Raw genomic sequence first — 17,010 nt, 5'->3', positions numbered from 1 at the left:
CTGATCTAGCTCTCTCCCTGAGTGAGCGGCCGCACTGAGCGGCGGAGCCTGTGTGACGTTGCACAAGTCATAGTCAGTAGATACTCCCCGGAGTGGTTTCAACACCGATGCGGGGAGTATCTTCGTTAATAGCGGCTACCATTATTGCGTGACCTCCCCGCATCCCACCCCAGCCACCCAGCCACTGCTGGGCGCCACCGAAATTCGCCGCTTGGCAGAAGAAATAGGTGTGCGCCCCACCAAGACACTGGGACAAAACTTTGTCATTGACGGCAACACCATCCGCCGCATTGTGGCCGCAGCCGGTGTGGACCCCAGCGAAACCGTGCTCGAAGTGGGCCCCGGACTTGGCTCTTTGACACTGGGGCTACTCGATGTCGCCGCCCGCGTGGTCGCCGTGGAAATAGACCCCGTGCTGGCGGCGAAGCTCCCAGATACCATCGCGGCGTTCCGTCCGTTACTCACGGGAAATATTGACGTGGTGCTCTCGGACGCCATGCGCATCACGGAGCTTCCCGCTGAACCCACAGCCCTGGTGGCTAATCTGCCCTACAACGTGGCAGTCCCCGTGGTACTGCATCTACTGGAGCATTTTCCTTCGCTGCGCCACGGCCTGGTCATGGTCCAGGATGAGGTGGCAGACAGAATGGTTGCCGGCCCCGGTTCCAAGACGTACGGGGTGCCGTCCGTCAAGGGCGCCTGGTACTCGCAGATGCGCAAGGCCGGCGTCATTGGTACGAATGTTTTTTGGCCTGCCCCGAAGATCAATTCCGGGCTGGTGGCCTTCACCCGGCGCGAACCTCCCGTCACCCAGGCTTCGAGGGAGCAAGTGTTTGCTGTCATCGACGCTGCTTTTGCTCAACGCCGCAAGACCCTCCGGGCAGCCTTGGCAGGCTGGGCCGGCGGTGCTGCCGAGGCTGAAGTCTTCTTGCGTCAAGCTGGAATAGACCCCACCGCCCGTGGCGAAGTTATTGATGTGGCCGCTTACGCCCGTATCGCCGAAGCAAAGCTCATGGCAACGGCCTAGCCCATGGACCCTATGAACAAGCGCGGAAGAGGCGGGGCCGCCACACCAGGCAGTGGAGCCCCGGGTTCCGCCGATCATTTCGTCACAGATCCCACGTGGGCCCCCGCCGCCCGCCGGGTCAAAGTGCGTGCCCCGGGGAAAATCAACGCCTATTTTCAGGTGGGTCCGCTACGTGCGGACGGCTACCACGCCGTTGCCAGCAGTTATGTGGCGGTCTCGCTGTACGAGGAAGTGGCTGCCACATCCCGCCCCGGTACGCCCGCCACGGAGATCACAGTCTCACTCAGCCCGGAAAGCTCCCTTGAGCCGGAACTGCTGGCAACCATACCGCTGGATGCCAGCAACTTGGTGGTCAGAGCTGCACTTCTGGTAGCTGGGATTGCTGAGGACCCCAGCGGGGTTCATCTTGAAATTACCAAACATGTGCCCATTGCTGGTGGCATGGGCGGCGGGTCGGCGGACGCCGCAGCGACCCTCGTGGCCTGCGACGCGCTCTGGCATACCGGCCTCTCCCGTGAAGAGCTGGCCCAACTGGGGTCCGAACTGGGCGCAGACGTGCCGTTCGCACTCATGGGGGGTGCCGCCGTCGGGCTGGGCATTGGGGATGAGCTCAGCCCTGCTCTGGCACCCACGCCACTGCATTGGGTGCTGGTTCCGGCAGACTTTGGGCTGTCCACCCCGGTGGTCTATGACAGGCTTGATGCGCTGCGCCTGGCTGCCGGGATCACCGCTTCGGAACCCAGCCAGATCAAGGCTGGTGTCTTGGCAGCGTTGCGGGCCGGGGATGCGCAGGCACTGGCCCCCTGGTTACACAACGATTTGCAGGCCTCGGCAGTGTCGCTGGCACCGTCGCTGACCCAGACCCTGGCCGAGGGAAAGTCGCTGGGTGCGCTGGCAGCGTTGGTGTCCGGGTCCGGGCCCACCATCGCGTTTCTGGCCGAGGACGCAGACCATGCGCAGGCGCTATCTCGTGCTCTGGCCGGTCTGGGCCATGAGGCCTGGGCTGTCCAGGGACCTGTTCACGGCGCCCACATAATCGCCTAGAAAAATTTTTACATCCAAAATCTGAAGGAAAGTGGTACCACGTGGCTCATTTGCTGGGCGGAGAAAATCTAAGCATTGCCTTCGCCACCCGAACCGTGCTCGACGGCGTCAGTGTCGGGCTTGAAGAAGGGGACCGCATTGGCATTGTGGGACGTAATGGCGACGGCAAGTCCACGCTGATGCGCCTGCTGGCCGGGCGCCAAACTGCGGACTCCGGCCGTGTCACCGTGCGCGGCGGGGTCCAGGTCAGTTACCTGGACCAGACGGACGTGCTGGACGGCGAACATACGGTGGGCTTCGCGATTGTGGGGGAGGCGGCGGACCATGAATGGGCGTCCAACCCCAAGATCCGTGAAATCATGGGTGCGCTGGTGGGAGAGGTGGACTGGCATGCCAACATCCATTCGCTCTCCGGTGGACAGAAACGCCGCGTTGCCCTGGCCAAACTGCTGATCGGTGATGACGATGTCATCATGCTCGATGAGCCCACCAACCACCTGGATGTGGAGGGCGTGGCCTGGTTGGCCAAGCACCTGAACCAGCGCTGGCGGGCCAACGAGGGCGCCTTTGTGGTGGTCACCCACGATCGCTGGTTCCTGGATGAAGTCTGCACCCGCACCTGGGAAGTCCATGACGGGATCATTGACCCGTTCGACGGCGGTTACGCCGCCTACGTGCTGGCCCGGGCCGAGCGGGACCGGATGAACTCAGTGGTTGAGTCCAAGCGCGTCCAGCTGGTCAAGAAGGAACTTGCCTGGCTGCGTCGCGGCGCCCCGGCGCGTACGGCCAAGCCCAAGTTCCGTATTGAGGCTGCCAACGAGCTGATCGCGGACGTGCCAGAACCCCGTGACTCGGTGGCGCTGTCGAAGATGGCAACCGCCCGCCTGGGCAAGGACGTCATTGACCTTGAAAACATCTCCCTGAGCTATGGGGAGGGTGAGAACGCCAAGGAGATCTTTGACAACATCACGCTGCGTCTTGCCCCGGGCGAGCGGCTGGGCCTGGTCGGTGTCAACGGTGCCGGAAAGACCACCTTGTTGCAGTTGCTCAACGGTGAGGTTGAACCGACCTCCGGCAAGGTCAAATGTGGCAGCACCGTCAAGACCGCCGTGCTCACACAGGAAGTCAAAGAGCTCGATGACGTGCTGAACATGCGCGTCATCGAGGTTATTGAGCGTGAAAAGCGTTCCTTTGACGTGGGCGGCAAGGAAATGAGCGCCGGGACGCTCGTGGAGCAGCTCGGGTTCACCAAGGACAAGCAGTGGACCATGGTCAAGGATCTCTCCGGTGGTGAGCGCAGGCGTTTGCAGTTGCTGCGCCTGCTGGTGGGGGAGCCGAACGTGCTCATGCTCGATGAGCCCACAAATGACTTGGATACGGACACCCTTGCGGCCGTGGAAGATGTGCTCGATGGCTGGCCCGGCACGCTCGTGGTGGTCTCGCATGATAGGTACTTGCTGGAGCGCGTCACCGATCACCAGATGGCGCTGCTGGGCGACGGCAAGCTGCGCGGGTTGGTGCGGGGCGTGGACGAGTACTTGGAGCTGCGCGCCAATGCTGGCGTGGGGCCCTCAGCGTCCAGCCCGGCCGCTGCCACTGCGGCCCCGTCCGGCCCCACGGAGGGGCAGAAGCGCGACGCCCGGAAGGTGCTGAACCGGCTGGAGCGTCAGCTGGGCAAGAACTCCGCTGCCGATGCCAAGGTCCACGCTCAGATGGCAACCAGCGTGGGAGACTATGACGCCCTGGCTGATCTGCAAGCGAAGCTGGCCAAGCTCGCCTCCGAGCGCGAGGGCCTGGAGCTTGAATGGCTTGAGGCCTCGGGCGTGCTCGAGTAACACGTTTGGGGCTGCGCACCGTTGTTCCTGCAATGGTGTGCAGCCCCAAGAGTTGCGCACCATTGTTCCTGCAACGGTGCGCAGCTTCAGAGGGCTCTGTCCGCAGCCGTGTTCCTCCACAGCCCTAGCTCGGCGCCGGCTTGTTCACATTCACGACGTCGGGGCTGTCGCCGTCTGAGGCGCTTGGCTCACTATGGGTGCTATGGACGTACAAGGCAGCAGTACTCGCAGACCCATTGAAAGCGTCATTGGCGCACGCGGCGGTGCGGTTCGCCGTGTAGCGCTCCTGGACAAAGGCTACTCCGACTGGCATATTAGGCGTGCTCTTGGATCAGGGGCCATCCGGCGTATTTCTCGCGGCGTTTATGCCACTTCGGGCTCGCTGCCCTTGGCCGAACACCTGGCTAAGAACCAGGCACAGCTGACGTGTTTTGGCCGCGCAAAGCAGGAGGGCCTCTGGGTCCTTCATGATCAGGACATACCTCACGTTGGGATAGCTCACGGGCGGCCCGTATCAGGCTGTGTGAGCCACAGATTCAAGGGCACGTTAACGCTTAGGGACATCCTTCGCCATTGCGCGCAATGCGGCACTGAGCTGGAGATCCTGTGTGTGTTGGAATCGGCCGTAGTCAAGCGCAAGGTGACCTTGGCGCAGCTTCGAACGTTATTCAATCGCCGCAATGACGGCCGTGTTCGCACAATCATTGATTCCATTGACCCCCAATCAATGTCCATTGCAGAAACCTGTGCCAGGTACCACTTGAAAAAGGCTGGATACAACGTCCAGGGCCAGGCGCATATCCGGGGTATGGGTCACCTAGACGCACTGGTGGATGGCCAACTAGGGCTTGAAATTGACGGCCGGGAATACCATAACAATGAAAAGGCCTGGGAAGAGGATCTTCGTCGCGGCAACGTTCTGGTGATTGAAGACGTGCCTGTTCTGCACTTTAGGGCAGCGGTGGCCATGTACTACCCGGAAGAGATGCTGCGGTGGGTGCGCCAGGCACTGGAGAGCATTGCAGCCACGCGCCATTAGCCCCGAACCGTGCTCAGCTCCATAAGTTGCGCACCATTTGGCGCCAAACGGTGCGCAGAATTTGTGAGCTTCGCCACCCTGGGGCAAAAAAAGCTCCGCCACGGGAGGGCTCAAGTCGCGCAACAGCCACTCGTCATGGCACACTATATTCTCGTGAGCTTCCAGCGGAAGCAAGATGCTCATGGTCCGCCCTGGTGTAACGGCAGCACCCCAGCCTTTGGAGCTGTGGAGTACAGGTTCGAATCCTGTGGGCGGAACCACTTTTAGGAAGAGATCAGGCCGCTCGGCCAAGCAGGTACCATGGAATTGTTTCCCATTGCGTACGTTTGAAATCGGACCGAGGTCCGGGCAGGAGCGCCACTTAGTGAGCCGCCAAGAGATCATCAGTAACAACCCGGCAGCTGTCATTGTCCTCGCTGCGGGCGCAGGCACCCGGATGAAGTCACGCACACCCAAGATCTTGCACACCATTGGTGGGATCTCCATGGTGGGCCACGCCATCGCCGCCGCACAAGGCTTGAACCCTGACACGCTGGCAGTGGTTGTCCGCCACGAGCGCGATCTTGTTGCAGCGCACATTGCGGCTCTCGATGAAGGCGCCCGCATTGTTGATCAGGATGAGGTTCCCGGAACCGGCCGCGCTGTTCAGCAGGCACTCGAAGCCCTAGACGCCCAGGCCAGCTCCCAGCCAGGCGAGCAGCCAGGCGCCCAGACCGCCGTGGAGGGCACCGTTGTTGTCACTTACGGTGACGTGCCGCTGCTGACCACAACATTGCTGGCCGAGTTGGTGGACACGCACAACAAGGACGCCAACGCCGTCACCGTACTGACTGCGGTTCTGGATGACGCCACCGGCTACGGACGCATCCTGCGCGATGGCACTGACGGCACGGTCTTGGGTATCCGTGAGCATAAGGACGCTACTGAATCTGAGCGTGAAATCCGCGAAATCAACTCCGGCATCTACGCCTTCAACGCTGCCGTCCTGCGGGAAGCGCTCAAGAGTGTCACCACAGATAACAATCAGGGCGAGATGTACCTGACGGATGTGCTGTCCCTGGCCAGGAACAGCGGTGGCCGGGTGGCCGCAGTCTCCACCACTGACCGCTGGCAGGTGGAAGGCGCCAATGACCGCGTTCAGCTAGCGGCGCTTGGTACCGAGCACAACCACCGCATTGTTGCGAGCTGGATGCGCGCGGGTGTGAGTGTCATTGACCCCGCCACCACCTGGATAGATTCCACTGTGCAGCTGGCCGAAGATGTCACCATCTTGCCCGGCACCCAACTCCACGGTAAAACCACTGTGGCGAGGGACGCCGTCGTGGGTCCAGATTCAACGCTGACCGATGTCCAGATTGGCGAAGGTGCCGAAGTCACGCGCACCCACGGCTCCGGTGCCATCATTGGCGAGGGCGCCCATGTGGGTCCGTTCACCTACCTGCGTCCGGGGACCGTTCTGGGTGCCGACGGCAAGATCGGCGCGTTCTATGAAACGAAGAACGTCACCATTGGCCGCGGCTCCAAGCTCAGCCACCTAGGCTACGCCGGAGACACCGAAATTGGTGAGGACACCAACATTGGCTGCGGCAACATCACGGCCAACTTCGACGGCGTGAACAAGCACCGCACGGTCATCGGCTCCGGTGTGCGGACCGGCTCCAACACTGTCTTCGTAGCTCCTGTCACGGTGGGAGACGGCGCCTTCACGGGAGCCGGGGCCATTGTCCGCAAGGACGTTCCGGCAGGTGCACTGACTCTGACCGTGGCCCCACAGCGCAACCTCGAAGGCTGGACCGCGGCGAACCGTCCGGGCAGTATTTCCGCCCAGGCTGCCGAAAATGCCCGCGCCTCAGATGATTCCGCCAACTAAAACTTCTCACCGACCCCACCACTGCGAGAAAGAAAATCATGAGCGAACTAGTCCATAATGTCGACAAAAAGCTGGTGCTGGCCTCCGGCCGCGCCCACCCTGAACTGGCCGAGGAAGTGGCCAAGTGTCTGGGGACCGAGCTGCTGCCGATGTCTGCCTACGACTTCGCCAATGGTGAGATTTACGTCCGCTCCGGCGAAAGCGTGCGCGGCAAGGAAGTCTTCATCATCCAGGCTCACCCTGCCCCGATGAATAACTGGCTGATGGAGCAGCTGATCATGGTTGACTCCATGAAGCGCGCTTCTGCCCGCCGCATCACCGTGGTGGCCCCGTTCTACCCGTATTCACGTCAAGACAAGAAGGGCCGCGGCCGCGAACCCATCTCGGCACGCTTGGTGGCAGATCTGTACAAGACCGCTGGCGCAGACCGCATCATGAGCGTTGATTTGCACACCGCACAGATCCAGGGCTTCTTCGACGGCCCCGTGGACCACCTCTTCGGCATCCCGCTGCTGGCGGACCACATCCGCAAGGTCATCGGGGACGACGCCGTCACCGTAGTTTCCCCGGACACCGGCCGTGTGCGCGTGGCTGAGCAGTGGGCCGAGCGCTTGGGCGGTGCCCCCTTGGCGTTCGTGCACAAGTCACGAGATCTGACAGTGCCGAACCAGGCTGTCTCCAAGACCGTGGTGGGTCAGGTTGAAGGACGCACCTGCGTTCTGATCGATGACATGATCGACACCGGTGGAACCATTGCTGGTGCGGTACGTGTCCTCAAGGATGCTGGCGCAAAGGATGTCATCATCGCCGCCACGCACGCCATCCTTTCTGACCCAGCGTCCGAACGCCTGGCCAACTGTGGTGCCCGTGAAGTGGTTGTTACCAACACGCTGCCCATCCCGGAGGAGAAGCGCTTCCCCACGCTGACAGTGCTCTCCATCGCACCCCTGCTGGCACGGGCCATCAAGGAAGTCTTCGAGGACGGCTCAGTCACCAGCTTGTTCGACGGCGATGCCTAGTCCCACGCCCTCCCACTGTCCAGCCGCTGATGCGTCTGAACACTGAGGGCCCAGCACCACTGACGGCCGCTTCCCCTCTCCGGGAAGCGGCCGTTGGCGTTTGCTACCCTCGCGTTCTGCTAAACTTGTGCAGTAAACCTTGGCGAGGGACACCCATAGTGTGGGTGTCCGTGATCGACTGGGTCTCGCAGCTCCTGACGAATGTGTTGTGGATTGTGTTGACCTGTTTAGTCCACGCCCACCCATCAAGAAGGAGCATTTTTTATGTCTGATCTGACTCTCAACGGCGAACTGCGCAACGAGTTCGGCAAGGGCGCGGCACGCCGCATCCGCCGTGCCAAGCAGATCCCTGCTGTTATCTACGGCCACGGCCTGGCCCCCCTGCACTTGGTTCTGCCGGAGCGCGAGACGGTTCGCGCCATCCGCGCCTCCAACGCGCTGCTGACCATCACCATCGACGGCGAAGCTCACCTGGCCTTGGTCAAGGACATCCAGCGCGATCCCGTTCTGCAGATCGTAGAGCACATTGACCTGCTGACCGTTAAGAAGGGTGAGAAGGTCATTGTTGACGTTCCCGTCCACCTCGTTGGCGAGCCTGCCCCGGCCACCGTTGTTAACCAGGAAGAAGTTGTTGTCAGCCTGTCCGCCGACGCAACCGACCTGCCTGCCTTCATTGAGGTCAGCATTGAGGGCTTGGCCGCCGGCCAGCACGTCCTCGCCGGCGATCTGGTACTGCCTGCCGGCGTCGTGCTGGTCAACGAGCCTGACCTGCTGATCGTTCACTTCGCTGAGCCGGTTGTTGTCGCTGAAGCTGAAGAAGCAGCAGAGTAATACCTCATACTTATGAGTGATACTTGGCTTGTAGTCGGGCTCGGGAACCCCGGGCCCGGCTACAGCCGTAACAGACACAATATTGGCTACATGGTGGTTGAGGAACTAGCCTCCCGCCTAGGAGCCACTTTTAAGACCCACAAAGCCAAGGCCCTGGTTGCTACCGGGCGCCTAGCTGTGGGCGGGCACAAGTTGATCCTTGCCAAGCCCACCGTCTTCATGAATCTTAATGGAGGCCCCACGGCGGCACTGGCCAAGTTCTATAACCTCCCCGCCGCCAATGTCATCGCCGTGCATGACGAAATTGAGATCCCCTTTGACACCGTGAAGCTCAAACTTGGTGGTGGCGAAGGCGGGCACAACGGTCTTCGGGATATTTCCCGAACCCTTGGCACCAAGGATTATTACCGTGTGCGTGCGGGTGTAGGCCGGCCTCCGGGCCGCGCTGACGCTGCCAGCCATGTGCTGCGTGATTTCTCCACTGCCGAAAACAAGGCGCTGCCGTTTCTGATAGATAACAGTGCCGATGCTGTTGAACTCCTTGTTGCAGAGGGATTGCTGGCCGCCCAAGCCAAGTTTAACTAATAAGCCACCCCGCACGCTGTGCTACACGTCACGGTATGCTGTTCTGTTTGTCGGGCCACCCTGTTATGATCGCAAATATGCGGCACGGCGGCTCTGAGGGACGCTGGCTGTTGGACAAACGGGGTCTCGACATGGCAATTTTCAATGATGTCGCTGCTCCCAAATGGTCGAGGCCCTTAAAGTCGGGGACTTTTGAAGCCATGGGGGCGGCTGATAGGAAGTTCTGGTCTTCTTTCGTCAGGCAGACGGAAATCGACAGGACTGTCCTTGCACTAAATGACCCTAAAACTTATGGGGTCGCTGTTTTGGGGCCATGGGGAGTTGGTAAAACCACCTTGGCCCGTGCCGTCGAAGAAGCTTTGGCCCCCACTACACACATTGAACGGCTCTTCGGCTCGTCCGCTGAAACGCTCGTCGCCTACGGCCCTCTGTCCATGCTCATGGCCCGGCTGCCTGCCACCGCCTTGGAAACACCTACCGGGGTGATCCGTGGGATCGATGAACTCATTCGCTCCGATGCGGGCGGGCGCAAGGTGCTTTTGGTAGTTGATGACCTGCCGGGGCTGGACTTTATGAGCGTGGGTGTGCTGATGCACCTGCTCATGGGTGGAACTGCGAAAGTTCTGGTCATGGCGCGCGATTCCACCGACATGCCCGAGGACCTGGTATGGCTTGCCAAGGACGGACAACTGGGTGAAATCAGGCTGGAGCACTTCAGCCGGGCTGAGGTCGGGGAATTGATTGGGAAGGCCACTGGAACCTTCGTTTCCGAAACTGCGGTAACTGCGCTCCACCAGGCGAGCAACGGCATTCCACTGGTATTACAGGCACTGTTTCGCGAGCAAGTGGCCAAGGGTGGCATCAGGAAACACTTGGGCGGCTGGGTAGTCAAGGATTCCATCAACAGTGACGCCGATAGTGCGCTGGCGGAAATTGTTCGGGCCAGGCTCTCCCGTGAGGATCCAGCCGTGCGTCTGGGGGTGGAGAGAATGGCTCTTCTGGGCAATGCGCCGCTTCAGCTTGCCATGTCCGTCTTGGGGCAGGAGGTGCTCTGGCAACTTGAAGAGCGCGGATTTGTTGAGATTTCCGTGGAAGGACGGCACCGCGCATCCCTTGCCGAACGCTACATCGGTGACATTGTGCGTAGCGGCCTCAGTTCCACAAGAATGTCTGAAATTTTTGCGGACATTGCGCTGAGCCTCAACCAGGAGCTGGAATCGCTTGACGAGCGGGAGATCATGTCCCTGGCCGCCTGGACCCTGGACGCCGGCATGGTCCTGGAACCGCCACTTGCATTGGCTGCCGCGTCCAGTGCACTGCGGCACTTTGACCCGGAGTTGGCGCTGCGCTGCACTGCCCAAATTCCCTCCGCCAACCCGCTTCGGGCCAAGGCGGTTCAAGCACGCAGCGCCGCTTTCCGGCTGCTGGCAGATTATGGCACCGCGGTAGCTGAACTTGATGCCTTGCCAGAAGAGGTCATTTCCCGGCTGTCTCTTGAAGAGTACGGTTCCTGGGTCCTGGCCATGGCCGGGGCACTATTATGGGTGCCCGGTGGCGATCGCCGAATCGTGGCGTTGTTGGCACAGGCAGAGCAGCGTCTGGCCTCGGCAGAGGGCCCTGCAACCATGGAAGCTAGCCGCGCGGCCGGTACGCTGATCAATCTGGCCAGGTTCGAGTTCCAAGTTCATCTGGGTGAATTCGCCGCTGTCATTCCGGCGTTGGAAGCTGCGCTCCATGGTGAGGACACGGAATACAGCCTCAATTGTGCCTGCTTGCTGGTGACTGCGCTGGCTGTGGTTGGCCGCGAGCTTGAGGCCATCACCTTGGCCCGGAGTATTGAAAATGATACTACTGCGCTGGGAATGACACCCCTTTTCAGCGACCACTACCGCAACGGCCTGGCGGTTGCCCAAATCTGGAGCGGCCAGTGGATGGACTGTGTTGAGCTGCTTCGTGAGGAAATCGAGGATGGCCAACGGCCAATTCCTTACCGCGGCGGCTTGATTGAGCTCAACCTCGGCCTGGCCCACGCCTATGCCGGACGCGGTGCCGAGGCGGTGCAAGTGCTGATGTCGGCGGCCGCCCAACTTGAAGCCCGCAACAGCGACAACGCCTTGAGCTTGGCTTATGCGGCGCTGGCCTTTTGCCATGCCCAGGTCAATAACGAACAAGAGGCTATGGCATGCCTGGCACTTGCTGATTCAGTTCAAGGACCCACACTGTGGACCAATCAAGCCATGCTTGAATTCTTCAGGCTGCTGGCCATGCGCTGGCTCGATGATCCCCGGGCTGCGGATAGCTTGCGGGGCTCTGCCTTGATCGACATTGAAAAGAGCCGCGTTACTACTGCGTCTATTTCACTTTTCGCCGCAAGCGTCCAAGCGAGCGAGAAGGATCATGCCCTGCTGGAGGAAGTTTCGCTGCTCCGCCAAGGTCCCATGGCAACTGTCAGCGTATTGCTGGCCCGCAGCTACCTGACCCGGAGTGCCGAGCTGGCACTTGAGGCCGCACATATTGCCCAGTCTTTAAAGCTCGACGCCGTGGAGTCCCGCTGCGCTGTCATCGCCTTGGACTTCGCGCGAGATGCAGGACGAAATACGCTCGTTAAACTGGCCACACAGCGTTTGGAGCGGCTCAACAAGAACTTGCCCAAATTGCCCCACATGCCGGTGCGGGCCGGAGTGAAACTCACCCAACGGGAAATCCAAGTGGCCAAATTGGCTAAACGCGGGCTCGGCAACCGGGCTATCGCAGATCGCATCGGTGTTTCGGTGCGGACAGTCGAAGGCCACCTGTACCAGCTGTACAGCAAGCTGGGCATCACAACGCGGCATGAACTTGCACAAGAGCAGGAATTTTAGGATATGCCGGGGACTCAAAATCAAGCCCGCACCGCTGGCACTGTGCCGCTGTCCACGTATTTCTGCCGGCAGGTGGAACTCGATGAACTCTACGCCCAATTGCAGCGTCCGGACTGTAGCGCCATTTTCCTTAGCAGTGAAACGGGAATGGGTGCAACGTCTCTGCTGCGTGAGCTGGCCACCATTGCGTCCAAGCGCGTGGCCGTCATATCTCTGCAGGGCACCCCGTCGCTGGCAGCTATACCCTTTGGAATTCTCGCACCTTTTTTACGACGCACCTCCTGTGCCTTTGTTGAATCGCATGTGGATGCAATCCGAAAGACGTTGGCACTCTTGGATGACAAGGAAGCCCATCTGCGGGCCACACTGGGGGAGGGCTTAGATCTTGGGCGTCCGCTGATCATCATTGACGAAGCGGACTACATTGACACGGCAACTGCTACGGTGGTTGTCAGCCTTGCACAGGCAGAGAAAATCAAGGTTGTGGTTGCGCACCGCGCAGCTAATGACCCTGTCAGCCCGCTGCCCCAACTCTGGCAAGCGGGAGTTGCTGAAAGATTCCACCTGCGCCCCCTGAACCGAGAGGACGGGCACGAATTTTGTGTGGGCCTTCTGGGCGGGCCAACCACCGCCAACAGCAGCTGGTACTTCTGGAACACTGCCGGCGGGAACCCACTGCTTATGCGGCTGGTCATGGAGGACGCGCTGGCCAGCGGCAGGCTGCGGCTCAGAGGCGATCTGTGGATCATGGATGTCCAGTCCGTTTCAGTGGGGCACCAATTGCAGTCCGTGGTTCGGGAACAATTGCGTGGTCTGTCCTCAGATGCACGTAAAACCCTGGATTTGGTGGCCCTTTCTGAACCGGTTTCTGCCGAAATAGTCAGCCAACAGCTAGGCGCAGAGGCGTTGCGGGAACTTTTCGAACGGGACTTAGTGCAGGAAAGTTTTGATTCTATCAGGCTGTTAAGGCTGATAAACCCCATCTATGGTGAAGTCATTCGGGAGATGGTGCCCCGATCCCAGAGCCGGATGCTGCACAGCAGGCTCATCAACGTGCTCAAATTGGAATCCAGCACTCCGGAGTCGGCGTTGAGAATGGTTATTTGGACCTTGGAAAGTGGGCTGCCAGTCCCGGACTCTGAAGTGTTATCTGCAGCCGTTTTTGCCTGCAAGCTCTATGAATCTGGTGTGGCGTTGCGGCTTGCCGAAGAGATTAGAGACCCCCACAACCGAGGCAGGGCGCGCGCTGTCAAAGCCCGTGCACACTTCAACATGGGGGAGTACGCGCAGGCTGCTGCACTGCTGGAACATCACGATGAGAACGCCGCGAGCATCAGCGAACTTTTATTTGGTGGATTGCTGAGGGCCGCTTTGCAGTCCGCACTGGCTCTGCCACCGCAGGCCATTCATGATGCGGCCACCGCGTTGCGCCAGCATGGTGAGAGGCTGGCCCGGAAGGATCCGGAGAACGCTGCGGATATTTTGCTGCGATCTGGGGAGCGGGCCCACATTATTGACTTGATGGCCCACTCTAGGGCAGGAAACTACAACCAGATGAGCGGGCACATCCAGGAAGTGCTCAATCGAAGTGACGGGCATAACGATCCCGATCACGTGTGCAACCGATCCCTTGCGTTGGCGTTCGAGGCGGAAAAACTCAGTGCCTTAGGTTTTCCGCTGGCCGGTATGGCACAAGCAGCGGCAGCCTTTGCCATTGTCCAGGCGGAGGACCACGACGTATTCTTCGTGCCGGAGTGGATCATTAGCCGCGCGCAAGTAGCAATTCTGACGGCAGGCCAGTGGGAGGAAGCTGAACAAAGTCTTAATGTTCTCGCAGTCGATGTTGGAAAAGGCACCATTTCATTCGGTGGCAGTGTGGGCGTAGCCCGCGGAATGATGAGGCTGCGGCAGGGGCACCCGGCCGCAGCACTTGGGGTGCTCTTGGAGGGACTGGACGTGTTGCGGCACAGCGATCCGCAGCAGCTCATGGGCTACTGCATCTCGATGGCCGCCTATGCCGCAGCCAAGCTGGGACGCCATGACACCGCTCGGGAACTCATTGAACAGTACGGCGAAGACACCAGTATGTATATTGTGCTCGCTCACGAGAGGGCTTTCATCGCGGCAGCACGCGAGTACCTGAACGGCGACGGAGCAGGCGTTGGTGAACTCCTTGGTGTGATCGAAGACTCTGCTGAGCGAGGTCTGCTCTCGGCAGAGCTGAACGCGCTCTCGCTACTGATGGATTTTGCGCCCGGCAACGCCAGAGCACGGATTCTTTCCGTCGCCGGCAAGGTGGAGGGAAGATGGGCTGCGGGGCTGTACGCGTACGCTAGTGCACTAGAACAACGGCAAGCTTCCATCATGGTGGATGCTGCCGAACAACTCTTAGAAGCACAGATGTACCAACATGCTGGCAGGTTGTTGCGGCTGGCAGATTCAACAGCGGCTAAAGAACGTGACAGCCTGATTAACCGGCGGATCCGTCACGGCCTGGAACAGATTGAGCAGACCTTGGGTGCGCAGGGTGAACCCGGAGGAAAAAAATCCGGTGGCCATCAACGGATGAGGGAGCGGCTGACAGCCAGAGAACTAGAAATTGCGCTCATGGCCGCGCAGGGGCTCACTGATAAGGTCATTGGTGCGCAACTGCACGTCTCAGTACGGACCGTTGAAGGTCACCTCTACCGGGCGTATGCCAAGCTTGAAATAACCGATCGAAACGACCTTGCGTTAATCCTTTCAGACTAAGAAATACGGTATTCAAAGCTACTCGCTAGCGTCGAAAAAAACCAAAAAAACCACTGTCTTGTACCGTCCTTTAGGGCGTATTAGACGGTGGTTTTTTATGTATAGACCTGGCAAACCAAGTAGTGAACTCAGCTATGCAAGTACCGCTCTAGGTAATTCCAGAGAAGCTACTTGGGCAAGCTGTGACTAATCACGTAGTGCCCACTCGGGTAACTCGCGCCGAAAAGCCGTTAGCTGGAGTTATTCCACCGAACTTTAGTGCAGGAAGGTCTCAATGTCTCAGCCAATGCACGCGGTGGTGCACCTTGCCGGGGGAGTTACAGCCTGTCACGAAGCGCACCTACGCTATCCAGTTGCCCATGCTTCGAACTCACCCGTCAAAAAACAGCCCTGTGCCTGCCACAGGGCTCCAAGATCGGAGTCGACGGCGGATAAGCCTTCTGAGACCAAGGCTTTCCCCCAGCCGTCGTCGGCTCCCCCTTACTTTTGGCCTCAGGATCGGGCTTTTACAGGGCTCCCCCCGCTCACAGCAACCCTCGGAAAGAGGTTGTCATGAGCATCTTGAGAAACCATTCCTTGTTTTCATCAGCTGGCACAGCACCGGCACCGGGTCGCCGTCAGCGCTTGAAGTCGGCGCGGAGCAGGCATTCCGTTTGGGATGCAGTGGTTCGGCCCGCGGCCACGGACAACCCCGTGATGGGCGTCAACTGGTCCACCACTTACGCTCGAAATATCCGCCTGACCGATTTCCTTGTCACCTGCTTGGTTGTGACCGTGGCATTTCTGGGCCGGTTTACGTTGGACCAGCCCACCCAGTTGCACGGGGAGCCCAAACAGTACATTCTGTTGAGTCTTCTTCTGCTGGTGTTGTGGAATGCGGACCTTGAAATGTTCCGCACCCGTGAGCGGCAAATTTTTGGCTCCGGTGCCACCGAATACAAACGCATCATTCATTCAACTTTGCGCGCCTTTGGTTTTCTGGCCATCCTCTTGGTTGTTGTCAAACTCGAAGTAGTCCGCGGCTTCTTCGCCACTGCGCTGCCGTTGGGGATTTTCCTGCTGCTGATGAGCCGCTGGCTGTGGCGCCGGTGGTTGGCTCGGCAGCGGGCCGGAGGGAGTTACTTCTCCAACGCCGTGATCATGGGCGGTACCGAGGACGCCGGCTATGTGATCTCCCAACTGCGTGCCAACCCCGGCACGGGGTACAAGGTGGCAGGGGTGGCCTTGACCTCTTTGGCCGTGGGCAGGGAGTTGAACCGGCCGTGGTATCGGGTTCCGGTTTTTTCCAGTGAGGCGAAGATTGAGAAGATTCTTGCGGTAACAGGTGCTGACACCGTAATTGTTGCCGGAAATCTGCCTGGCGGTCCCGGTGCCATCCAGCAGCTGGGCTGGGACTTGGGTGAGTTGAAAACTGAGTTGGTGCTCGCTTCAAGCCTCACTAACGTTGCCGGACCCCGGGTGCATTTTCGCCCTGTGGAGGGGCTGCCGTTGATGCATGTGGAGCTGCCACAGTATTCAGGTGGAAAACACGTTTACAAGCGAGCTATGGATGTTGGACTCTCAGCCATGGCACTGCTGGTCCTTTCTCCGCTGTTGCTGGTTTTGGCACTCATTGTCCGGTTGGACAGTTCCGGGCCGGCACTGTTCCACCAAGAACGTGTGGGCCGGGATGGGCGCACTTTCAAAATGCTCAAGTTCAGGTCCATGGTCATGGATGCGGAGAAGTTACTTGCCGATCTTGCCAACAAAAATGAGGGGGCAGGGCTGCTGTTCAAGATGGCCTGTGACCCGCGCATTACCCGTTGTGGGCGTTGGATGCGCAAGTACTCCCTCGATGAACTGCCACAGTTCTGGAATGTCTTGGTAGGGAACATGAGCTTGGTGGGGCCCCGCCCTCCGCTTCCCACGGAAGTAGCCAAGTATCAGGCACCCGTAGGACGCCGGCTGCTGATCAAGCCTGGCATCACCGGTCTGTGGCAGGTCAGCGGACGCTCGGAATTGCCGTGGGATGAAGCCGTGCGGCTGGATCTCTACTACGTGGAGAACTGGTCACTAACAGGGGACTTCATCATTTTGTGGAGAACAGCTAAAGCTGTCTATTCTCCGGCGGGCGCCTCCTGAGCATCCGCTGGCGGAAAACACCACAAC

Annotated in this window: 11 protein-coding genes and 1 tRNA gene; all 12 read left to right on the top strand. The window is 59.9% G+C overall.

Annotated elements, in window-relative coordinates:
* Window positions 1–148: 148 nt before the first annotated feature.
* The 12 genes from rsmA (at window position 149) to RY113_RS07995 (ending at window position 16,983) form a co-directional block, all read left to right on the top strand.
* Entirely contained in the window at window positions 149–1,027 is an 879-nt protein-coding gene (gene rsmA, locus RY113_RS08050) for a 16S rRNA (adenine(1518)-N(6)/adenine(1519)-N(6))-dimethyltransferase RsmA (RefSeq protein ID WP_110104632.1), read from the top strand.
* A gap of 12 nt (window positions 1,028–1,039) precedes the next feature.
* Window positions 1,040–2,071 (top strand): 4-(cytidine 5'-diphospho)-2-C-methyl-D-erythritol kinase, encoded by a 1,032-nt coding sequence (locus tag RY113_RS08045; protein WP_315914178.1) that lies wholly within the window; start codon window positions 1,040–1,042, stop codon window positions 2,069–2,071.
* Window positions 2,072–2,112: 41 nt separating this feature from the next.
* Window positions 2,113–3,906 carry an ABC-F family ATP-binding cassette domain-containing protein gene (locus RY113_RS08040; RefSeq protein WP_315914177.1) on the top strand — a complete coding sequence of 598 codons (1,794 nt, stop codon included), beginning with the start codon at window positions 2,113–2,115 and terminating at the stop codon, window positions 3,904–3,906.
* Between the two features lie 202 nt (window positions 3,907–4,108).
* Window positions 4,109–4,945 (top strand): hypothetical protein, encoded by an 837-nt coding sequence (locus RY113_RS08035; RefSeq protein ID WP_315914176.1) that lies wholly within the window; start codon window positions 4,109–4,111, stop codon window positions 4,943–4,945.
* Between the two features lie 185 nt (window positions 4,946–5,130).
* A tRNA-Gln gene (locus RY113_RS08030) sits at window positions 5,131–5,205 on the top strand.
* Between the two features lie 104 nt (window positions 5,206–5,309).
* A complete protein-coding gene (gene glmU, locus RY113_RS08025) occupies window positions 5,310–6,815 on the top strand; it encodes a bifunctional UDP-N-acetylglucosamine diphosphorylase/glucosamine-1-phosphate N-acetyltransferase GlmU (RefSeq protein WP_315914175.1) in 1,506 nt (501 codons plus the stop codon).
* A 38-nt stretch (window positions 6,816–6,853) separates the two neighbouring features.
* Complete coding sequence (locus RY113_RS08020) at window positions 6,854–7,834, top strand: ribose-phosphate diphosphokinase (protein WP_110104628.1); 981 nt, start codon at window positions 6,854–6,856, stop codon at window positions 7,832–7,834.
* Between the two features lie 264 nt (window positions 7,835–8,098).
* Entirely contained in the window at window positions 8,099–8,665 is a 567-nt protein-coding gene (locus RY113_RS08015; RefSeq protein ID WP_315914174.1) for a 50S ribosomal protein L25/general stress protein Ctc, read from the top strand.
* Between the two features lie 12 nt (window positions 8,666–8,677).
* A complete protein-coding gene (pth, locus tag RY113_RS08010; protein ID WP_110104626.1) occupies window positions 8,678–9,250 on the top strand; it encodes an aminoacyl-tRNA hydrolase in 573 nt (190 codons plus the stop codon).
* Between the two features lie 131 nt (window positions 9,251–9,381).
* The gene (locus RY113_RS08005; protein WP_315914173.1) at window positions 9,382–12,111 is read left to right on the top strand and encodes a helix-turn-helix transcriptional regulator; all 2,730 of its coding nucleotides are present in this window, start codon (window positions 9,382–9,384) and stop codon (window positions 12,109–12,111) included.
* 3 nt (window positions 12,112–12,114) lie between these two features.
* Entirely contained in the window at window positions 12,115–14,862 is a 2,748-nt protein-coding gene (locus RY113_RS08000) for a LuxR C-terminal-related transcriptional regulator (protein WP_315914172.1), read from the top strand.
* Between the two features lie 552 nt (window positions 14,863–15,414).
* Window positions 15,415–16,983, top strand: a complete 1,569-nt coding sequence (locus RY113_RS07995; RefSeq protein ID WP_315914171.1) for a sugar transferase — start codon at window positions 15,415–15,417, stop codon at window positions 16,981–16,983.
* Window positions 16,984–17,010 lie beyond the last annotated feature (27 nt).

This window comes from Arthrobacter sp. lap29, from assembly GCF_032458965.1.
Taxonomy (GTDB): Bacteria; Actinomycetota; Actinomycetes; order Actinomycetales; family Micrococcaceae; genus Specibacter; species Specibacter psychrochitiniphilus.
This window is presented reverse-complemented; position numbering and strand designations above follow the sequence as displayed.